Raw genomic sequence first — 19458 nt, 5'->3', positions numbered from 1 at the left:
GGGAGGGCCGAACTGCCCAAGACGACGCGGCGATGAGCGCGTCATGTTCCGGTCGGTCTGAGAACGTCCGAACGGCCTCGACGCTTCGTTACCCATGGGCGTCGGACGCATCCGGGTGGGCCCGAAGGTGCCGCAGCCCCGAGTCCTGATCATCAACCGCTTCAGACCCGGCGAGGCGGTGCGCTCATATCGGCGTCGCCGCGGGCACTGGTTTGCCCGCGCGTCGGATGGAATTCCGGGCGCGTCCGCCAGGTCACCCCACCCGGTTAGTAGCCCGTCCCGCCTGGCGGCGTGTCGCCTCCGCCCTCGCCACCCTGGGGATGGTAGCCGGGCGGTACCGGATAGGCTGACTGCGGCTCGTATGCCGGGCCGCCCTGCGGGTGATAGCCGGGCGGGGTGGGATACGAGGACTGCACCGGTACAGCCGGATAGGGCGCCGCCGGATATGTCGGGGCAGCGGGGACCGGTCCCGGATAGGACGGAGCGGGAGCCAGAGGGAGCGCCCCGGATGGAGCCTGCAGCACGCCCGGGGGCGGCGAGAGCTGCATCGGACCAGGTGCCGAGGGATTGCCCAGGTTCGGCGTGGGGCTCGGCGCCTGGCCACCACCGGCCGGCACCGGCGCACCCGGCATCTGACCGGGCATCGACTCCGGCGGCGGCGCCAGCTGCACCGGTGCACCGACCGACGCCGGGCCGCCGCCGATCCCGGATCCGGTTCCCGGCGGGGCAGGGCCGGCAGCACCAGTTGTCGGCGCGCCACCCGGCCCGCCGAGCGGCTGCTGCTCGATCTCAGCCGAGATCGGTGCGCCGGACGCGTCGAGCAGCCAGTCGCCCAGGGTGCGGCGCAGCTGGAACTCGAACTCGACGTTCATGTCCTGCATCATCTGCGTGGTCAGCGCGTAGAGCTGGGCGCGGGTGCCGTCATCGCCGGTGTTGGAGCCGGGCACGAACTGCCGCGAGACATGCGCCTCCGCATAGCCGGCATGGCCGCCCGAGTTGCCGATGATGTCGAGATGCACCGCCATGGTGCCGTCGAGCGCCCCGCCCGGCTGACCGGTGATCGAGGCCTGGTCGATGCTGAACACCGCGGTGCCGGAGCTTCCCGCTGCCACCAGCCGGTCCTGCGCCATCTCCTTCAGCGCCCGGTCGGGTGGCACCGGCGAGGTCGGTCCGAGATCGTCGGGACCCATCGCCGGCGGCACGTGATCCTCGATCCGGATCTGGCCGACATTGAGCCGGAGCGGCGTCAGGTAGCTGTAGTTCGGCTGCCTGAACACCGGCGTCGGAGTGCTGTCGCCGCCACAGCCGGCGACCAGCATGACCGCGGCCAGGCTGGCACCGACGGCCAGTGCGCACCTTGCCGACCGCATGCGCGCCTGCGCCGGTCGTCCGTTTGCCAGGAGGTTCATCAACCCTCGCCGAGGCCGAGCAGACGCTGCCACCAGTTCTGCTTCGGGCCGGCCACCGGCCGATCGGCGAGCGGCCGGGTCGCACTGCCGAGCTCCGCAGCCGCCGGGGCACGGTCATGCCGGACGGGCCCGGCGCCCGCGGCGACCTGCGCGTCGTCGCCAGTCTCTCGGGCACCAGCCTGGTAGGCGCCAGTCTCGTAAGAGCCGGTATCGTAGGCGCCACTTCTTGAGGTGCCAGCCTCGTGGGCACCAGCCTCGTGGGCACCAGTCTCGTGGGCGCCAGTCTCCTGGACGGCGTTCTCGTGGGACTGGCTTGCGTAGGTCTCGGCCTCGTAGGCGGCGACGGATGGCTTGAAGGGTGGGTCGCCCAGGCCCGGCGTGAGCCCACGCTCGCCATATTGGTCGGGGACCGCCACCCGGTCCGGCTCGGCCGGAACCGGGTCGTGCATGATCGGCGGTTCGTCCAGACCAACCTGCGGCGGCGGCACGACATGCACCAGGCCGGGCTCCAGCCCTTCCGCCTCGGGCAGCATCACCGCCCGGTTGATGTGCGTCGCGTAGTAGATCAGCAGCAGCGTCAGGGGCTCGTAGCCCGCATGCGCCGGGCCGAGATTGAACACCACGGAGGCTGCCGGGACGTAGAGGTGCCGGTCGTCCGGAGCGCCGCCGACGAACAGGTAGAACACCATCCCGGTTTCGCGGTCGAGGAAGCGGAACACCGCATGGTTCGGCGTCTCCAGCTTTTCCTGCGACACCAGCGCGCCTGAATTGGAGAGCGAGCGCACGGTCAGGCTCGACGGCGAGACCATTTCGGTCCGCAGCGTCTGCGACACCCACACCGGCGTGAAGCTGATCCCGCCATGTGTGTAGGTAGCGCCGAGCTCATCGAGTGCGGCCACCGACACCACGTCCGGACGGCCGGGCACCGTCGGCACCACGCTTCCGATCAGGTCGCGGACGTTGTTCTCGAGGAAGCCCTCGAAGGCGTGGGCGGCTGCCGGCACGGCCGCATGCGGTGCCTTGATCGCCTCGTCGAACAGGTTGCGGACCAGCGGCTCGACATGCTGCAGATAGAGCTCGAGCGGCGCCCCGGCGAGCAGGGTGGCGGCGTTGGAGACGTATTCCAGGCTGGCATCGAGCATCCAGTAGGCGCTCGGAGCGGCGTCGTGCTCGAGCTCGAGCACGTGGTACGGCGGCAGGCCGGTCTGCAGGCCGCGTGCCCGCCAGCCCGGATTGAAGCCACGAACAGGCTCGCCGCCCATCAGGATCGGATAGAACGCGCCGTCGGCATCCGCCACCTGAACGCTGCCGTCGACAAACGAGACCGGCCAAATAGGCACGTGGAACCTCCAGCAGAGACTGTCGGACCGACGCTACAAAGCAACGGCCGCGCCAGCAAGCCAACGGCGCGCCTGGCCGGCCCATCTTGATGGTCCCCCCGACCCGGAGGGACCGCATTCGTCTCAGCTGCCGTGCACCGTCTCGCGCGGGAAGCGAAAATCCAGATTACAGAACTCGCAGGTCATGATGATGTCGCCCTCGACCTGCATGTGATCGAGGTCGATCGACGGGAACGTCTCGAGGATGCCGGCGAGCTTGGCGCGCGAGCAGCGGCAGCCATACGCCAGCGCCCGCGGACGGTCGATCGCCACCCCCTCGGTCTGGAACAGCCGGTTGAGCAGCTGCTCGGAGCTGATCGAGTCGTCGAGCATCTCGTCATCGCCCAGCGTCGAGGCAAGGATGATCGCGGTGTTCCAGGCCTCGGCTGCGGTGTCGTCATGCGCGATCGCGGCGTCGTCGAGGATCGCGTTGTCGAGCTCCGGCTCCAGCGCGATGCCGCCATCGACGGCGATCCGTTCCAGCACCAGGGCACCGGCACGCCAGCCCTCCTGGGTCTTGCGGCACGCCAGCCGGACCCAGCAGGCATGCTGCTCGCTGGTCTCGAAATAATGCCCGGCCATGGCCGCCAGCGTGTCGCCCTCGATCGCCACGATGCCCTGGTGGCGTTCCATGTCCGGCCCCTGGTCGACGCTGAAGGCGAGGTAGCCGGCGCCGAGCAGGGCGCGGGCACTCGGCTGCGGGTCGGCATCGAGCAACGCCGGCATCCGCTCCGGATCGACGCGGGCATGGAAGCGCAGCGCGCCGGCATCGGTGCAGTCGGCCAGCAGCATGGTGATCGGCCCGTTGCCCTTGGCCTGCAGGCTGAACGACCCACGGAACTTGAGCGCCGAGGCGAGACCCGCCACCAGCGCCAGGGCCTCGCCGGCCAGCCGGTTCACCGCCGGCGGATTGTCATGCCGGGTCAGCAGCGCGTCGGCCAGTGCGCCGACCTGAACCAGCCGGCCGCGTACCGGGCGGTTGGGCAGGAAGAACGGCGTGAGGCCGCGCGGCACGACGATGTCGGGCACGTCGGGGCGCCCGGAATCCAGGAAAGCAGGGGTATCGACCATGGCTGCCAAAATAGGGTGCCCGGGCGCGGTTCGCCAGGATGCGCAAGAGGATGCGCAAGAGGATGCGCACCAGGAAGCGCACCAGGATGGGGCCCGGATCACACCCTGTCGGAGATCGCCGCTTCCAGCGCCTCGAGTTTCTGCTCGAGCGAGGCCAGGGCGGCAGCGGGCACCTGCTCCTGCTCGTGCAGCGCCTTCAGCAGCGCCTGGCGGCAGCGGTCATGCGCCGCGTCGATATCCTCAGGCGCCCGGGTCGCCGCAAGACAATCGAGATAGGCATTGCGCAACCTGGTCAGGCTCGGACCCTGGCGAAGCGTGGAGAACAGCTCCTCGACACTCTGCTCGACCCAGCCGGGCGTCGAGGGCACGTCCTCGGTGGTGGACGGGCTTTGCGGGTCGCTGCCGATGCCGTTCATCCCTGGCCTCCGATCCCGGGCCAGCGTGGGCCGCCCAGCACCCAGGCGAGCAGCGCCTTCTGTGCGTGCATGCGATTTTCCGCCTCGTCGAACACCACCGACCAGCGCCCCTCGATCACCTCGTCGGTGACCTCCTCGCCGCGATGCGCCGGCAGGCAGTGCATGAACAGGGCGTCGGGCCGCGCCAGGTTCATCAGGCTGGCATCGACGCGGTAGGCCTCGAGCTGGGTGTGGCGGTTCTCGGTCGGATCGTCGGACATGCTCACCCAGGTGTCGGTGACCACGCAATCCGCGCCGGCCACCGCCGCCCGCACATCCTGGACGAGCTCGATCCGGCCGGTGCCGGTCGGGTCGGACAGGGTTTCGCGCCCGGCCCAGGCGAGCACCTCCGGGTCGGGCGGACGTTCCGCCGGCGTCGCCAGGCGGAGGGTGAAGCCGAACCGGATCGCCGCCTCCATCCAGCTGCTGGCGACATTGTTGCCATCGCCGCACCAGGTGACGATGCGGCCGGCGATCGGTCCGCGATGCTCCTCGAAGGTGAGGATGTCGGCCAGAAGCTGCACCGGATGCGAGGCGCTGGTCAGGCCGTTGATGACCGGGATCGTCGCGTGCGACACGAGCTCGTGCAGCTTGCCTGGCCGGTCGGTCCGCAGCACCAGCACGTCGAGGAACCGCGACAGCACGCGCGCGGTGTCGGGGATGGTCTCGCCGCGGCCGAGTTGCATGTCGGTCGGGCTCAGCACCACCACGTCGCCACCGAGCTGGCGCATCGCCACCTCGAACGACACGCGCGTGCGGGTCGACGGCTTCTCCAGCATCAGCCCGAGGGTCAGCCCGGCGAACGGCCGGTCGGGGTGCGCCGGCCGGCCCTGCGCCTTCGCCTGCATGGCAGCCTGCTTCATGCTGCGCGCGACATCGATGATCTCGCGCAACAACGATGCGGTCAGGTCCTGCAGATCCAGGAAGTGCCGCAGCGACGGCAATCCGGCGGCCGCACCGGTCTGCGAGCCTGCAGCCGATGCCTCCGGTGCAAGCAGGGCCGTATCCAGCGCGGCGGTCATTCGACGGCCATTTCCGGCTGCGCGCCCATGGATTGTGCAACCACGGAGGGCGACACGCGCTCGGCCGCGCGTCCCAGGCGGGCTACCGCTTCCAGGCACTCGTCCTCGTTCACCACGAGTGGCGGGATGATGCGCAGCACGTTGTCGCCCGCGGTCACCACCAGCAGGTGCTCCTGCAGGGCCGCGTCCTGCAATGCCGCTGCCGGATGCCGGCATTTCAGACCGATCATCAGGCCGTTGTTGGTCTCGTGCCCGCGCACCCGCTCGAACATGTCCGGACGTGCGCGCACCAGCTGCTCCAGCGCGTCGAACAGCACCCGCCCGACGATCTCGACATGGCCGGGGTGACCTGGCGTGCTCAGGAAGCCCGGCGCCAGCAGCACGTCCAGCACCGCGTTGCCGGCGGCACAGGCGAGCGGATTGCCGCCGAAGGTGGTGCCGTGCGAGCCGGGCGTCAGGTGCCTGGCGACCGCCTCGGTAGCCAGGATCGCGCCGAGCGGGAAGCCGCCGCCGATGCCCTTGGCCGCCGAGACCACGTCGGGGCGCACATCCGCCCATTCATGCGCGAACAGCCGCCCGGTGCGGCCCATCCCGCATTGCACCTCGTCGAAGCCGAGCAGCAGCCCGAACTCGTCCGCCGCCGCCCGCAACTCCTGCAGGAAGCGGATGCTCGACGCGTTCACGCCGCTCTCGCCCTGGATCGGCTCCAGCATGATGCCGGCGGTGGTCGGTCCGATCGCGTCGCGCAGCGCGTTCATGTTGCCGAGCGGGACGTGGTCGAAGCCGGGTGCGGGCTCGCCGAAACCGGACAGGTACTTGGCGTTGCCGGTCGCCGAGAGCATGGCCAGGGTGCGGCCGTGGAAGGCGCCGTCGAAACAGATGATGCGGGTCCGCTCCTCGTGGCCGGTGGCGGCCTGGGCACGGCGCATCATCTTCACCATGCCCTCGTTGGCTTCGGCGCCCGAGTTGCAGAAGAACACGCTGTCGGCGAACGTCGCCTCGACCAGCCGGGCCGCCAGACGCTCGGCCTGCGGCACCCGGTAGAGGTTGGACACGTGCATCACCCGCCCCGCCTGCTCGGCGATCGCGGAGACCAGGTGAGGGTGGTTGTGGCCGAGCGAGGAGGTCGCGATACCGGCGCCGAAATCGAGGAATCGTCGTCCGTCCACCGTGTACAGCCAGACGCCGTCGCCACGCTCGAAGGCGAGGTCGGCACGGTTGTAGGTGGGCATCAACGAAGCGATCATCGTCAGGCTTTCGGGGTGGTGTCCGGATGAACGTTTCACAGTGGGGTGCGGTGCGGAATCAAGTCAAACCAGCTTTGCCGGCGCTTGCGGGATTCCCCGATGCCTGACGGGTCGGCATCCAGGCGGCGGCAGCGGGACCGGTCGGCAGCGCCGCGTCCGGTCGGGCCGGCGCCTGCGGAGGCGAGCCTGCGTGACGCGGCGATGGCCCACCTGGCGCGCTACGGGACGACGGAAGCGGGCATGGTGCGGGTGCTCGACCGGCGGATCCATCGCTGGGCGATGCGGGCGGCGGATGCCGGGGAACCCGGCGACCAGGTCGAGCAGCGGGCGAAGGCGGCGCGGCTGGCGGCGCGCTCGGTGGCGGCCGCGCTGGTGGCTGCGGGGGTGCTGGATGACGCGGCCTATGCGGAGGCACGCGCACGGTCGCTGACCCGGGCGGGGCGTTCCCGCCGTGCGATCGGGGCACATCTTGGACAGCGCGGCATCGAGCCGGAGCTGGCCCGCGCGTCGCTCCCGGAGGATGCCGAGGCCGAACTGGCGGCAGCGCTGACGCAGGCCCGCAAGCGACGCATCGGGCCGTTCCGGGTCATGGCCGATCCCGCCGACGATCCGCCTGATGGTGATGATCCGGCAGCGCATAACCGGGCGCTGGGCATGCTGGCGCGCGCCGGGTTCAGTCGTGATGTGGCGGAACGCGCCCTGTCGACGGAGCGCGACGAGGCCGAGCGGTTGATAGCGCAGCTGAAACGGCTCTAGCGGCTGTCCTGGTTCCGGCTTCGGCATCTCCGCCTGCAAGGCCGCCCTGGCCAATCAGCGCTTGCGTGCGCCGGCGGTCAGCGCCATGTCATCGGAAGTTGCGATCGCGCGGACAGCGCCGTTTTTCGGTTTGGAGATCGTCATGGGTAGCTTGAGCATCTGGCACTGGCTGATCGTGCTGGCGGTCGTGCTGCTGTTGTTCGGCGGCAGCAGCAAGATCAGCACCCTCATGGGTGACTTCGCCAAGGGCATCAAGTCGTTCAAGCGCCACATGGGCGAGGACGAATCCATGGAGCATGGTGCGCCGGCCGCCGGCAGCATTGCCGCACCGCATGCGCAGGCGCCCCAGGTCGCGCCCGGCCCGAACGTGGCCCCCGCCTACCAGCAGGCGCCCCCCTTCCAGCAGGCGCCGGCTTATCAGCAGGGCGCCCAGCCGCAGCAGTCGCCGTATCCGCCGGTGTCCCCGCCCGTCGAGCCGGTTCGCCATCAGGGCTGAGCCACGCTGGGCCGAGAGGACCGGCGGCGTCGCCACGTTTCAGGCCCGAGCCGCCGCTTCCAGGACAACGCCATGAGCCGACTGACCATCTACGGCGATGATGCGCCGCACATTGCGGTTCTGCGGACCGAAGATCCGGACACCATTGCCCGCGAGCTGTCCGCAATCGCCGTGCGGTTCGAGCGCTGGCACAGCCCCGTGGAGCTTTCGCCGGACGACGACGCCGAGGTGATCCTGCAGGCCTACAAGCCGTATCTCGACCGGCTGATGGGCGAGAGTGGCGCCGGGACGGCCGATGTGATCCGGCTGCGTCCCGACACCCCCAACCGCGACGCGTTGCGGACGAAGTTCCTGTCGGAGCACACCCACACCGAAGACGAGGTCCGCTTCTTCGTCCATGGCAAGGGCAACTTCGTCATGCATGTGGACGGCCGCATCTACGACACCCAATGCACCGCAGGCGACCTGATCTCGGTGCCGAACGGCACCCCGCATTGGTTCGATGCCGGCGAGCCGCCCTTCGTAACGGCGCTGCGCGTGTTCACCGACACCACCGGCTGGATCGCCCACTACACCGGTGACACCGTCGCCGAGCGCTTCCCGGTCAGCTAGTGGGGCGCCTCTGATGGTGGCGGAACCGCACGCGCGGGACCGGCCGGATATTGTCCTGGTCGATATCGAAGGCACCACGACACCCGTCGCGTTCGTGCACCGGGTGTTGTTCCCGCACGCGCGGGCGGCATTGCCGGCGCTTCTCGCGCAGACACCGCATGACCCCGAGGTGATCGAGGCCCTGGCAGCGCTCGCCCGGCTGGCTCCGGGGCGTGACCCGCTGGAACACCTGACCGCCTTGATGGATCGCGACGAGAAGCTCGGCCCGTTGAAGGTCCTGCAGGGCGTCACCTGGCGCACGGGCTACGCCGATGGCAGGCTGGTGGGCGAGCTCTATCCGGATGTGGCGCCGGCGCTGCGGAGCTGGCACGCGGATGGTGTTCGCTTGGCGGTATATTCGTCGGGGTCTTCGGAGGCGCAGGAACTGCTGTTCCGTCATACCGCCGTAGGGGACCTGACCAGCCTGTTCGACGGCTTCTTCGACACCCGCGTCGGCGCCAAGCGGGAGCTCTGGAGCTATGCCGGGATAGCGGGATGCCTCGGCGTCGGGCCGGCGTCGATGCTGTTCCTGTCCGACATCGAGCCAGAACTCGATGCGGCACAGGCAGCGGGCATGCAGACCTGCCAGCTGGTGCGAGCCGAGGACGCGACCCAGGCCGGCACCAGACACCAGGTGGCCGCGGATTTCGACCAGGTCGCGGAGCTGTTCGGGCTGCCGGCCGCCGGCTCGCCGGCATGACCAGTCTGCACAAGGCCGGGCTGCACGGTGCGGCCTTGCACGGCGCCCAGCTGCATACGGATTGGCGGCAGATCCCCGACCAGGCACGCGGGGCGATCCTGGCGCTCGGCAATTTCGACGGCGTGCATCTGGGCCATGCCCACCTGCTGCGCACGCTGCATGCGGCACGGCCGGATGCGCCGCTCGGCGTCCTGACCTTCGAACCGCATCCGCGCGAGCTGTTCCGCCCCGAGGATCCGCCATTCCGCCTCACCTTGTCGGATGAGCGTCACGCGGCGCTGGCAGCGCTCGGGGTGGCGCATGTGTTCGAGATCCGGTTCGACCGGGAGTTCTCCGAATTCTCCGCCGAACGGTTCGTGGGGGAGGTCCTCCACCGGTCGCTCGGCGCGCTTCACCTGGCCTGCGGCGCCGATTTCGCCTACGGGCACCGGCGTGGCGGCGACGTGTCCACGCTGGCGATCCAGGCCGAGGCGCTGGGCATCGGCCTGACCGTCGTGCCGGCATTGGCCGATGCCGGCGGTCCGTTCTCCTCCAGCCGCATCCGCCGGGCCTTGCTGGATGGCTATCCCGAGCGTGCGACCGAAGAGCTCGGCCGGCCCTGGTCGGTGCGCGGCGTGGTCCGGCATGGCGACAAGCGCGGCCGGCTGCTGGGCTTCCCGACCGCCAATATCAGCCTCGGGCGGCATCTGGAGCCGGCGCGCGGCGTGTATGCGGTCAGTGTCAGGCTGCCGGATGGCGCCACGTGCCCTGGGGTCGCCAATATCGGCCGCCGGCCTACGGTCAACGACACCACCGAGAGCCGCCTCGAGGTGCACCTGCTCGAGTTCGAGGGCGACCTGTACGACCAGGAGCTGCTGGTGTCGCTGCATACGCTGCTGCGGGCGGAGCGCAAGTTCGATGGCCTGGACGCCCTGAAGGCGCAGATCACGCTCGATGCCGACTGGGCTCGCGACTATCTGCGGCGCCTCACGCCTACCTGACGGTCAGGCCCGACCTTCAGGGGCCCGAGCTTCACGAGGCCGTCAGGTAGTCCAGCTCCGCCAGTCCGCTGCCGCCGTCGGCGTAGGCCAGCCGGAAGCTGTCCCGGCGCTTCCAGCGTGACCAGAACCCGCCCAGCCGCTCGAACTGCTCGTCGAGCGGGGTGGCGTTCACCGGGAATTTCGAGAACGCGATCGCGGTGCATAGCGTGATGTCCGCGAAACCTGGCTCCGCTCCGCCCAGCAGCCAGTGCCGGCCGTCTGCGAAGTGCCGGTCGACCAGGGCTGCGTGCGCCAGCGCCTCGCGGCGGCACCGCCGGCCCCACGCAGCGTTCTCGTTCGCCTCCAGGTTGGAGACCAGGCCCTCCTGCATGACCTGGAACATCGTCGTGATGCGCTGCAGGATCTGCACCCGGATGCGGCTGTCCCACATCGCGTCGAGGCCCTGCTCCAGCGGCGTGTCGCCGGTGATCCGGCGCCCCGGATAGGCTTCGTCGAGGAACCGCACGATCGCCGCGGTTTCCGCCAGCACGGTGCCGTCGGCGAGCTCCAGGGTCGGTGTCTCGCCCCAGGGGTTACGCCGCAGATGCTTCCAGGTCAGCCCGGCGCCGGGGGGTGCGGCGTCGAACACCAGTTCCTCGACCTCTGCGGCGATGCCCTTTTCGTGCAGGAACAGGCGCAGTCGTTGCGGGTTCGGGAACGCCGACGGCGAGGTGTACAGGCGTGGCTTGCTGTCGCGGCAGGCGTCCGGTCGGACGTTCTGGAGGCTCATGCGGCCCTGTATAGCCCGGCCACGCGCGTCGGTCTCGTTATTGACACGGCCTCGCGCCTCTCGGAGGCGTCAGATCCGGCCACGCAGCCGGGCCAGCAGGCGTCGCGGCGGCAGCGAGGCTCGCCGCACCCCGTCGAGGATCCGTTTCCTGGCCGCAGGGCCCGCCATCTCGAAGCCGGATGCAGCGCTCTCTGACGGGATCAGCGCCTCGAGCGCCGTCTCGATGCGGATCAACCGCTCCTGCAGGTCGGCATGGCGGCCGTGGCCCCAGCCGGCATTGCGATCGAGCAGCGCCGTCACCCGCCGGGTCTCCTCCGCCAGCAGGCTCGCCGTCGCCGGGATCAGCCCGAGCAGCGCCGGCTCGCGTGCGGCCAGCTCGCGCAGGCGCTGGTTGGCCTCGGCGATGTCCAGGCCCGGCGCGTCGTTCTCCGGTCGCGTGGACCGATTGGCATACGGCCCGACCCGGCTGCTGCGTCGATACCGGAATGCCAGGCGGCGCGGGATCACCCCGATCTCGCCCGCCAGCGCCAGCCCGAGCACCAGATCCGCCGCCAGCGCCGGTGCCGGCAGGCCGGCGAGGACCTCCGCACGGGCCAGCACGCAGATCGACGGCAGCACCGCACCGGTCAGCAGCGCCGACACGGCGACCGGGTGGGGCGCCGAGAACGCATCTCCGCGGGCCTCCTCGACGATGCCGCCTGCCTCGATCCGCTCGGTGACCTGCCAGCAATGGGTCGCCACCGCGACATGCGCGCGCCGCTCCGGATGCTCCAGGAACCCCAAGGCCAGGCGCAGGAAATCGGGGTGCCAGGCATCGTCATCGTCGTGCAGCGCCCAGTAGCGCGGCGCAGGCCGATCCCGGACCGGAGGGGCCGGCACCAGCTCTGCAAGCGTCGGCGTGTGCGTCTCGTGCCGCACCACCAGGCGGCCGGCGAACGCCACCCGATAGACGGCGACCAGCGCGTCCACCGGCGCCGGATCGCCGGTGTTGAGCAGGGTCAGCTGCCATGCCTCGTGGGTCTGCGCGAGAACGCTGGCGAGGGCGCGTGCGAGCAGGATCGGCCGGTCGTGGGTGCGCAGGACGATGGCGACGGTCACGATCAGACGTACTGCCTGAGGTTGCGCCCGCCATGATGCGCCAGCAGGCTGCGGGCAAGGCTGTGGAGCTCCGCGCGGCGGGCGCCACCGGCGGCGTCGCACCAGGCTAGCATGGTGCCGGTGCGCCACTCGCAGCGACGATGCAGCGCCACCAGGTCATCGGTATCGGCGGGGCAGTCCGGCGGCACCAGCGGGTCGAAGTCGATATGATCGAAGGTGCCGCAATGGCCGATCGCGCCGAGCAGCGCCCGCTCGCCGGCCGAGGGCGACAGGCACACGGCGTCGATCGCTGCCCGCACCGCATCGGGCGTCAGCATCTCGGGGCGCAGCGGCAGCGTCCCGGGAGCGGCGCGGGTGGAAGCGGGCTGGAACATCGCCTCGATGGTTTCGAGCGTGCCGTCCTGGAAGTGGCGGGTGGCCTCGGCATGCTGGCGCTGCTCGTCCGGATGATCGGCGAACACCGGCTCCCAGCGCCCGTCATGCTGCCGGTAGCCGGACACCGTGCCCTGCGGCGCGCTGTGCAGCTCCTCCAGGATCCCGACCGCATCCAGCATGCCGGGCTGCTCTCCGGGCGGGATGAACTCCGACGCGAAGGCGCTCTCCATCAGCCCGGCGCCGTGCCGGTTGCCGATGGCCGCCTGCCAGAGCCCGTAATAGAAGCCGCACAGGCTGTCCGCCGGCCGCAGGGCGAGCCGTTGCAGCGAGCGTTGCATGGTGCCGTGCCACCCCATGTCGACGAAGCCGATGCGGCCGGGCCGGTCGAACCCCTCCTGGACGAGATAGCCGGTCAGGCCGGCATGGCTCTGCCGCAGCACCTCCAGCACCGATCCGGCGTGGCGCTGCAGGATGGTCTGGAACAGCCGGCAGCCATCCGGCCAGGTCAGCGTGGCATCGAGCGAGCCGAATGCCGCCGCCAGGGCGCGGCCGACATCGCTTCCCGGGTCCAGCGGCAACCGCTTCAGCGCGGTCCCGACCGACACGGTGCCGCTGGTGGTCGAGAGGAACTCCAGCAGCCAGTCCGGCAGGCGGGGGGCCCGGCCCGGCTGGTCGTCGAGCTGGCTGGCGGTGTCCAGGAACCCGCGCGCCAGGTTCACCGTGCGGCGCGAGATGCACAGATAATGGTCCTCGACGCCGAGCTGCTCACCGAGGCCGGAGCGCCGCCACGCCTCGCGGATCAGCCAGCCATCGCGCGCCGCGAACTGCAGCGCGGTGACGCCGTGCGCCTGCACGCGTTCGGCCAGCCACCGGATGAAGCCGCCGACCACGATGCCGCCGAACACCCGGCCGAGATCGTGCCAGGCGGCAGGTTTTCCGCCGGCCTCGGATGCGGCGTCGGGGGTCCGGCGTGCGTGCAGCATCGCCGCTCGCTGGCTGCGGGCGAACGGCAGCACGTCCGGGGTCAGGCGGCTTGCGAGGCGTCGCTCCGAACGCGCCCGTGTGTAGAGCAGCGTTTCGATCCCGTTCGCCTGCGCCTCGCTGCCGTCGGAATGCGCATCGTCGCCGACATGCAGGATCCGCACCTCGGCCCCGGGCGTCGACCCGGACCCCAGCGCGGCGCGGATGATCGGCCATTGCCGGCCGGTGGCCTTGGTGGCGCCGGTTTCCGACGAGACATGCAGCGCCTGCCACCCGGCATAGCCGAGGCGCCGGAGTTGCCCGGCCAGGAACGCACCCGGCAAATACATGTCCGAGACCAGGATGTAGGGGCGGCCGAGCGCCACGAGCCGCCGGGTCGCCTCCAGGATGTCCGGCACCGCCAGCAGCAGGTCCTGTTCGACCGCGAGCTCCAGCCGGCGCAGCGCGTCCCGGTCTGGTGCAAGGCCGGGCCGCAGTTCCAGCAGCGCGTCCAGGATCTGCTCGAGATCGACCTCCTCTGCCCCTGACCGCGCCTGGTGGTGCAGCCGGGCCCGGCACTCGGCCTGCTCGCGCAGCTCGGCGTAGCCTTCCGCGTCATTACCCAGTCCTGCGCCCAGGCTGGCACCCAGTCCGGCGCCAAGGCTGGCGGCCAGGCGGCGCTCCATCTCGGCGAAGGCGTCCGCCGGGCTGTCGAGACTGCGCGTCACGGCGGTATCGAAGATGTCGAAGGAGACGATGTCGACACCGGCGGACCTGGCGACCAGCGTGTCGATGAACCGCTCGTCGAGGGTCCAGCCGGACAGGGCAGCGGCCGCAAACTCCATGAACCGCCCTTGAAAGCCGCCAGAATGTAACGTTCTCGATACCCAGGGAGTCACGCCGGCGTCAAGCGATCGGGGTTTCCGGTCGGGCGGCTCCTGGTGGCGCCGACCAGCCAGAAGACCCGCCCGGTTGACCCGCCGGGGCGGCGCTCCGCATATGCACCCGGCGTGAAAAAGAACGGCAGCATGACCGAGACCGACTACCGCGACAGCGTATTCCTGCCCCGGACCACATTCCCGATGCGCGGCGACCTGCCGAAGCGTGAGCCCGAGACGCTGGCCCGCTGGGCGGCGATGGGCCTCGACCAGGCGATGCGCGAGGCCGCCGCCGGACGGCCGGCCTTCACGCTGCATGACGGGCCGCCCTACGCCAACGGCCACCTGCATATCGGCCACGCGCTCAACAAGATCCTGAAGGACGTGGTCAACCGAGCCCACCGGATGAGCGGCTACGCGGTGCATTACGTGCCCGGCTGGGACTGCCACGGGCTGCCGATCGAGTGGCGCATCGAGGAGGAATACCGCAAGTCCGGCCGCGACAAGGACCAGGTGCCGGTGCTGCAGTTCCGCGCCGAATGCCGGGCCTACGCGCAGAAATGGCTCAGCGTCCAGGCCGAGGAGTTTCGCCGCCTGGGCATCCAAGGCGACTGGGCCGGACGCTACGCGACGATGGATTTCGCCTCCGAGGCCGCCATCGCCGGCGAGATCGGCAAGTTCCTGGCCAACGGCTCGCTGTATCGCGGTCTGCGCCCGGTGATGTGGAGCCCGGTCGAGAAGACCGCGCTGGCAGAGGCCGAGATCGAGTACCACGACCACACCAGCACGACGATCTGGGTGGCGTTCCCGATCGTCCGCGATCCCACCCCCGGCCATGCTCTCGAGGGCGTCTCGGCGGTGATCTGGACCACGACGCCGTGGACCATCCCGGCCAACCGGGCGATCGCCTACGGTCCCGAGATCACCTACGTGGTGCTGCGGGTCGACGAGGTGGCCGCTCAACCAGCGGAATCGTCGGCCGGGCTGCAGCCGGGTGCCCGCCTGCTGGTCGCCGAGGCGCTGATCGAGCCGTTCGCTGCCGCCGCCGGGATCCTGCAGCAGCACGTGCTCTACACGCTGCCGGGGTCTGCGCTGGAGGGCGCCGTGTGCGCGCACCCGTTGCGCGGGCTGCCGGATTATGAGGGCGGCTACGACCACGACGTGCCGATGCTGGCCGGCGATTTCGTCACCACCGACGCCGGCACCGGCCTGGTGCATATGGCGCCGGCGCACGGCGAGGACGATTTCGCGCTCAGCACCGCGCATGGGATCCCCGTTGCCGAGACCGTCGAGGCGGATGGCCGCTACGCCGCGTGGGTGCCGGGGTTTGCCGGCGTGCACGTGTTCAAGGCGGCCGATCCGGTGTGTGCAGCCCTGGCCGCGGCGATGGCAGCCTCGGTGTCGGACGAAACCGACGTCGAGCGCGCGCCGGCTGGGCTCGTGGCGCGCGGCCAGATCGTGCACTCGTACCCGCATAGCTGGCGGTCGCGGGCGCCGGTGATCTTCCGGGCCACGCCGCAATGGTTCATCCGCATGGATGGCGAGCCCGGGGGTGATCCGGCCGATGGCATCCGCGCCAAGGCGCTCGCGGCGTTGCAGGACGTGACCTTCGTGCCGGCGCAGGCCCGCAACCGCCTGACCGCGATGGTGGCCGGGCGCCCGGACTGGTGCATCAGCCGCCAGCGCGCCTGGGGCGTGCCGATCGCGGTGTTCGTCAACCGGCGGTCGGGCGAGGTGCTGCGCGATCCGGCGGTGATGCAGCGCGTGGTCGAGGCGTTCCGGCAGGAGGGTGCGGATGCCTGGTACGCGTCGCCGCCCGCGCGGTTCCTGGGCCCGGACCGCGCCCCGGACGAGTACGAGCAGGTGTTCGACATCGTCGATGTGTGGTTCGAGAGCGGCTCGACGCATGCGTTCGTGCTGGGTCCCGACAACGGCTCCGGCTTGCCGTTCCCGGCCGACCTGTATCTGGAAGGCTCCGACCAGCATCGCGGCTGGTTCCAGTCGAGCCTGCTGGAGAGTGTCGGCACCCGCGGCATCGCCCCGTTCCGCGCCCTGGTGACCAACGGCTTCGTGCTCGACGAGTCCGGCCGCAAGATGAGCAAGTCGCTCGGCAACGTCACCGCCCCGCAGGACGTGAACGACACGCTCGGCGCCGACATCCTGCGCCTGTGGGTGATGAACTCGGACACCAACGAGGACCTCCGGATCGGCAAGGAGATCCTCAAGCAGCAGGGCGAGCTGTATCGCCGGCTGCGCAACACGCTGCGCTGGCTGCTGGGCGCGCTCGACGGCTTCGAAGAGGCCGAGCAGGTGCCGTATGCCGAGATGCCCGAGCTCGAACGCTGGGTGCTGCACCGGCTGTCGGAGCTCGGACTGCTGATCCAGCGGGCGGTCGAGACGCATGAATGGGTCGGCGTCTATCCGGCGCTGCACGGCTTCTGTGCGGCGGACCTGTCGGCATTCTATTTCGACGTGCGCAAGGACGCGCTCTATTGCGACGGGCCAGCCAGCCCGCGCCGCCGCGCTGCGCGCACGGTGCTCGATCATCTGCATCGGCTGCTGGCGACCTGGCTGGCGCCGGTGCTGGTGTTCACCGCCGAGGAGGCGTGGACCTCACGCTTCGGGGACGGCAGCAGCGTGCATCTGCAATCCTTCCCGGACCTGCCGGCGGAGTGGCACGATCCGGCGCTCGGGGAGCGTTGGGTCAGGCTGCGCGCGGTCCGGCGCCTGATGACCACGGCAATCGAGGCGGCGCGGCGTGATGGCCTGGTCGGCTCCTCGCTGCAGGCGCAGGTCAAGCTCAGCTTGTCCGGCGCGGAAGCGGGGGGCCTCGCCGATGTCGATTGGGAGGAGCTCGCGATCGTGTCGCGGGTCGAGATCGAGGTCGACGCGGCATCGGAGTCGCTGTTCACGGACGCCGTCGAGGGTGCGGCAGGCGGGGGCGCATCCGACGGCATCGCACCGCATTCGCTGCCGATCGTGATGGCCGCGTCCGGGGAGAAATGTGCCCGTTGCTGGCGGGTGCTTGACGAGGTGGGTGAGGTGGCAGCCCACCCGGCGCTCTGCCTGCGTTGCGTCGCCGTCGTCTCCGAGCCCGAGGCGGCGGCCAGCCTGGCGACCGAGCCGGCATGAGCGGCACCGACGCCTCGGAGCTGGCCAACCGGACCGCGCCCGACAGCGGACGCTTCCTGCCGCTCGGCCTCGCGATCGGGCTCGCGGTTCTGGCAGCCGACCAGGCCAGCAAGTGGTGGATCCTCGACCGGCTCGACCTGGCGGCGCGCGGCGAGGTCCGGGTGCTGCCGGTGCTGGATTTCATCATGGTGTGGAACCACGCGGTGACGTTCGGCATGTTTGGTGGTGTCGGCGCGGCAGGCCGGTTCCTGTTCAGCGCGATCGCCGTCGTGGTCGTCGTGCTGCTGCTGTTCTGGATGCGACGCACACCCAAGCCCTGGGTGGCAGCGGCACTGGGTGCGATTGCCGGGGGGGCGATCGGCAACGTCATCGACCGGCTGCGTTTCGGCGCCGTCGTCGACTTCATCCATGCCCATATCGGCACGGTGTCGTGGGACTACATCTTCAATGTCGGCGACGCTGCGATCGTCTGCGGGGTCGGCGTGCTGCTGCTGGACAGCCTCTTCGACTCCCGAGCGAAACGGAACTGAACGCAGGGCCGGTTCGGCTGTTCTAGGCGGGCAGTGTCCGGAGAACGTCGAATGGTCCATGTCCCCACGATCAGCCTGAACCAGGGCAACGCCATCCCGCAGCTCGGCTATGGCGTGTTCAAGGTCGATCCGAAAGAGGCGGAGCGCGCTGTCGGCATGGCGTTCGAGGCCGGCTACCGCTCCATCGACACCGCGATGATCTATCGCAACGAGGAGGGCGTGGGCGCCGCCATCAAGGCGAGCGGCATCGAACGCGACGAGCTGTTCATCACCACCAAGCTGTGGAACGACGATCAGGGCTACGACTCCACCCTCACGGCGTTCGATGCCAGCCTGAAGCGGCTCGGACTGGAGTATGTCGACCTCTACCTCATCCACTGGCCGAAGCCGTCGTTGGACAAGTACTTGGATACCTGGCGCGCCTTCGAGAAGCTGAAGCAGGACGGGCGGGTGCGGGCGATCGGCGTCTCCAACTTCAAGATCCCCCATCTCGAGCGGCTGCTGGACGCGACCGCCATCGTGCCGGCGGTCAACCAGATCGAGCTGCATCCCAGCCTGCCGCAGAACGAGCTGCACGACTTTCATGAGACGCATGGCATCGTCACCGAGGCGTGGAGTCCGCTGGCCCAGGGCGAACTCGATGCGCCGGTGATCGTGGCGCTGGCCGAGAAGCATGGCCGCACACCGGCGCAGGTGGTGCTGCGCTGGCACATGCAGCGCGGCATCGTGGCGATCCCGAAATCGATCACCCCGTCGCGGATCGCCGAGAACATCGACCTGTTCGACTTCGCGCTGGATGACGACGACATGCAGCAGATGCGCGAACTCGACACCGGTCGCCGGATCGGCCCCGACCCGGACAATTTCTGACCGCACGCCGGGCGCTGCTTCGGCGTCCGGGAAGTCCTGTGCGACATGCTTGCCCGGGTGTGGTTTCCATCCTATGAGGCGGGCATGTCCGCGCGCCATCCTCGCATCGCCCTGCTGGCTGCCTTCGTGGCGGTCGGCTCCCTGCTCTCTGCTTGCAGTGGGGAGGAGATCGAGCGTGACTTCGGCCTGACCCGGACCGCGCCCGACGAGTTCACCGTGACCACGCGCGCACCGCTGTCGATGCCGCCGGATGCCAGCCTGACGCCGCCGACGCCCGGCGCCGATCGCCCGCAGGAACAGAGCACGCAGATGCAGGCGCTCGAAACCCTGGCACCGAACGTCGCCCTCCAGGGTGCGGGCGGCTCCACCAGCGCCGGACAGCAGGCGTTGGTCGCAAATGCCGGCCAGGCGAGCGCGCAGGCGCCGACCGGTGGTGCGCTCGATCATCCGAGCCAGGGCTTCGTCAACGAGCTGATGTTCTGGCAGGGCGGCCAGGCGGGCGAGGTCGTCGATTCCGCGGCCGAGCGCAAGCGGCTGCAGGAGAACGCAGCTCTCGGCCGCAGCCCGACGGTCGGCGCCACCCCGACCGTCAAGGTGAGCAAGCCTGGCTTCTTCGGCAGCCTGTTCTAGCCACGGACGGCGATCCTTTGCTTCCGGGCACGGCCGACTCTCCTGATCGT

General features: G+C 70.1%; 18 protein-coding genes. 9 read left to right on the top strand and 9 right to left on the bottom strand.

Annotated features, from left to right (window positions below):
- Window positions 1–266: 266 nt before the first annotated feature.
- From ACOEQ2_RS05570 to ACOEQ2_RS05545, 6 genes are all read right to left on the bottom strand, one after another.
- Window positions 267–1409 carry a hypothetical protein gene (locus tag ACOEQ2_RS05570; RefSeq protein WP_419730389.1) on the bottom strand — a complete coding sequence of 381 codons (1143 nt, stop codon included), beginning with the start codon at window positions 1407–1409 and terminating at the stop codon, window positions 267–269.
- Window positions 1409–2749: a hypothetical protein gene (locus tag ACOEQ2_RS05565; RefSeq protein WP_419730388.1), complete on the bottom strand. Its 1341-nt coding sequence runs from the start codon at window positions 2747–2749 to the stop codon at window positions 1409–1411. The genes ACOEQ2_RS05570 and ACOEQ2_RS05565 overlap by 1 nt, the downstream gene beginning before the upstream one ends.
- A gap of 123 nt (window positions 2750–2872) precedes the next feature.
- Entirely contained in the window at window positions 2873–3859 is a 987-nt protein-coding gene (locus tag ACOEQ2_RS05560; RefSeq protein ID WP_419730387.1) for an Hsp33 family molecular chaperone HslO, read from the bottom strand.
- A 98-nt stretch (window positions 3860–3957) separates the two neighbouring features.
- Window positions 3958–4275, bottom strand: coding sequence for a hypothetical protein (locus ACOEQ2_RS05555; RefSeq protein ID WP_419730386.1), 318 nt, complete (start codon window positions 4273–4275; stop codon window positions 3958–3960).
- The gene (argF, locus tag ACOEQ2_RS05550) at window positions 4272–5336 is read right to left on the bottom strand and encodes an ornithine carbamoyltransferase (protein WP_419730385.1); all 1065 of its coding nucleotides are present in this window, start codon (window positions 5334–5336) and stop codon (window positions 4272–4274) included. Before argF ends, ACOEQ2_RS05555 begins: the two co-directional genes overlap by 4 nt.
- On the bottom strand, window positions 5333–6583 hold the full coding sequence (locus ACOEQ2_RS05545; protein ID WP_419730384.1) for an aspartate aminotransferase family protein: 1251 nt from the start codon (window positions 6581–6583) through the stop codon (window positions 5333–5335). The genes argF and ACOEQ2_RS05545 overlap by 4 nt, the downstream gene beginning before the upstream one ends.
- A 99-nt stretch (window positions 6584–6682) precedes the next feature.
- Between ACOEQ2_RS05545 and ACOEQ2_RS05540 the strand changes: the two genes are divergently transcribed.
- The 5 genes from ACOEQ2_RS05540 to ACOEQ2_RS05520 all read left to right on the top strand — a co-directional run bounded on the left by ACOEQ2_RS05540 (window position 6683) and on the right by ACOEQ2_RS05520 (window position 10166).
- Window positions 6683–7339 (top strand): RecX family transcriptional regulator, encoded by a 657-nt coding sequence (locus tag ACOEQ2_RS05540; protein WP_419730383.1) that lies wholly within the window; start codon window positions 6683–6685, stop codon window positions 7337–7339.
- Between the two features lie 142 nt (window positions 7340–7481).
- Entirely contained in the window at window positions 7482–7835 is a 354-nt protein-coding gene (locus tag ACOEQ2_RS05535) for a twin-arginine translocase TatA/TatE family subunit (protein ID WP_419730382.1), read from the top strand.
- Between the two features lie 72 nt (window positions 7836–7907).
- The gene (locus ACOEQ2_RS05530; protein WP_419730381.1) at window positions 7908–8447 is read left to right on the top strand and encodes a 1,2-dihydroxy-3-keto-5-methylthiopentene dioxygenase; all 540 of its coding nucleotides are present in this window, start codon (window positions 7908–7910) and stop codon (window positions 8445–8447) included.
- A 13-nt stretch (window positions 8448–8460) separates the two neighbouring features.
- Window positions 8461–9186 (top strand): acireductone synthase, encoded by a 726-nt coding sequence (gene mtnC, locus ACOEQ2_RS05525; RefSeq protein WP_419730380.1) that lies wholly within the window; start codon window positions 8461–8463, stop codon window positions 9184–9186.
- On the top strand, window positions 9183–10166 hold the full coding sequence (locus ACOEQ2_RS05520) for a bifunctional riboflavin kinase/FAD synthetase (protein ID WP_419730379.1): 984 nt from the start codon (window positions 9183–9185) through the stop codon (window positions 10164–10166). The genes mtnC and ACOEQ2_RS05520 overlap by 4 nt, the downstream gene beginning before the upstream one ends.
- Before the next feature lie 31 nt (window positions 10167–10197).
- Here the strand turns inward: ACOEQ2_RS05520 and ACOEQ2_RS05515 are convergent, their stop codons facing one another.
- The 3 genes from ACOEQ2_RS05515 to ACOEQ2_RS05505 all read right to left on the bottom strand — a co-directional run bounded on the left by ACOEQ2_RS05515 (window position 10198) and on the right by ACOEQ2_RS05505 (window position 14213).
- Window positions 10198–10935 carry a glutathione S-transferase family protein gene (locus tag ACOEQ2_RS05515; protein ID WP_419730378.1) on the bottom strand — a complete coding sequence of 246 codons (738 nt, stop codon included), beginning with the start codon at window positions 10933–10935 and terminating at the stop codon, window positions 10198–10200.
- A gap of 69 nt (window positions 10936–11004) precedes the next feature.
- Entirely contained in the window at window positions 11005–12033 is a 1029-nt protein-coding gene (locus tag ACOEQ2_RS05510; protein ID WP_419730377.1) for a glycosyltransferase family A protein, read from the bottom strand.
- A 2-nt stretch (window positions 12034–12035) separates the two neighbouring features.
- Window positions 12036–14213, bottom strand: coding sequence for a hypothetical protein (locus ACOEQ2_RS05505; protein ID WP_419730376.1), 2178 nt, complete (start codon window positions 14211–14213; stop codon window positions 12036–12038).
- Between the two features lie 183 nt (window positions 14214–14396).
- On the opposite strand from ACOEQ2_RS05505, the gene ileS reads away from it, so the two are divergent.
- The 4 genes from ileS to ACOEQ2_RS05485 all read left to right on the top strand — a co-directional run bounded on the left by ileS (window position 14397) and on the right by ACOEQ2_RS05485 (window position 19408).
- Entirely contained in the window at window positions 14397–17378 is a 2982-nt protein-coding gene (gene ileS / locus ACOEQ2_RS05500) for an isoleucine--tRNA ligase (RefSeq protein WP_419730375.1), read from the top strand.
- Window positions 17375–17908: a signal peptidase II gene (gene lspA, locus ACOEQ2_RS05495; protein WP_419730374.1), complete on the top strand. Its 534-nt coding sequence runs from the start codon at window positions 17375–17377 to the stop codon at window positions 17906–17908. The genes ileS and lspA overlap by 4 nt, the downstream gene beginning before the upstream one ends.
- Before the next feature lie 51 nt (window positions 17909–17959).
- Entirely contained in the window at window positions 17960–18778 is an 819-nt protein-coding gene (locus ACOEQ2_RS05490; protein ID WP_419730373.1) for an aldo/keto reductase, read from the top strand.
- 84 nt (window positions 18779–18862) lie between these two features.
- The gene (locus ACOEQ2_RS05485) at window positions 18863–19408 is read left to right on the top strand and encodes a DUF3035 domain-containing protein (RefSeq protein WP_419730372.1); all 546 of its coding nucleotides are present in this window, start codon (window positions 18863–18865) and stop codon (window positions 19406–19408) included.
- Window positions 19409–19458: the final 50 nt, after the last annotated feature.

Source organism: Lichenicola sp., from assembly GCF_965198575.1.
GTDB lineage: Bacteria > Pseudomonadota > Alphaproteobacteria > Acetobacterales > Acetobacteraceae > Lichenicola.
Note: the sequence above shows the minus strand (reverse complement) of the source record. Positions and strands in the feature narration are given on the sequence as shown.

Coding starts and splice junctions, on each gene's coding strand:
- ACOEQ2_RS05570 (WP_419730389.1), bottom strand. CDS start 1,409: ATGAACCTCCTGGCAAACGGACGACCGGCGCAGGCGCGCATGCGGTCG.
- ACOEQ2_RS05560 (WP_419730387.1), bottom strand. CDS start 3,859: ATGGTCGATACCCCTGCTTTCCTGGATTCCGGGCGCCCCGACGTGCCC.
- ACOEQ2_RS05555 (WP_419730386.1), bottom strand. CDS start 4,275: ATGAACGGCATCGGCAGCGACCCGCAAAGCCCGTCCACCACCGAGGAC.
- argF (WP_419730385.1), bottom strand. CDS start 5,336: ATGACCGCCGCGCTGGATACGGCCCTGCTTGCACCGGAGGCATCGGCT.
- ACOEQ2_RS05545 (WP_419730384.1), bottom strand. CDS start 6,583: ATGATCGCTTCGTTGATGCCCACCTACAACCGTGCCGACCTCGCCTTC.
- ACOEQ2_RS05540 (WP_419730383.1), top strand. CDS start 6,683: ATGCCTGACGGGTCGGCATCCAGGCGGCGGCAGCGGGACCGGTCGGCA.
- ACOEQ2_RS05535 (WP_419730382.1), top strand. CDS start 7,482: ATGGGTAGCTTGAGCATCTGGCACTGGCTGATCGTGCTGGCGGTCGTG.
- ACOEQ2_RS05530 (WP_419730381.1), top strand. CDS start 7,908: ATGAGCCGACTGACCATCTACGGCGATGATGCGCCGCACATTGCGGTT.
- mtnC (WP_419730380.1), top strand. CDS start 8,461: ATGGTGGCGGAACCGCACGCGCGGGACCGGCCGGATATTGTCCTGGTC.
- ACOEQ2_RS05520 (WP_419730379.1), top strand. CDS start 9,183: ATGACCAGTCTGCACAAGGCCGGGCTGCACGGTGCGGCCTTGCACGGC.
- ACOEQ2_RS05515 (WP_419730378.1), bottom strand. CDS start 10,935: ATGAGCCTCCAGAACGTCCGACCGGACGCCTGCCGCGACAGCAAGCCA.
- ACOEQ2_RS05505 (WP_419730376.1), bottom strand. CDS start 14,213: ATGGAGTTTGCGGCCGCTGCCCTGTCCGGCTGGACCCTCGACGAGCGG.
- ileS (WP_419730375.1), top strand. CDS start 14,397: ATGACCGAGACCGACTACCGCGACAGCGTATTCCTGCCCCGGACCACA.
- lspA (WP_419730374.1), top strand. CDS start 17,375: ATGAGCGGCACCGACGCCTCGGAGCTGGCCAACCGGACCGCGCCCGAC.
- ACOEQ2_RS05490 (WP_419730373.1), top strand. CDS start 17,960: ATGGTCCATGTCCCCACGATCAGCCTGAACCAGGGCAACGCCATCCCG.
- ACOEQ2_RS05485 (WP_419730372.1), top strand. CDS start 18,863: ATGTCCGCGCGCCATCCTCGCATCGCCCTGCTGGCTGCCTTCGTGGCG.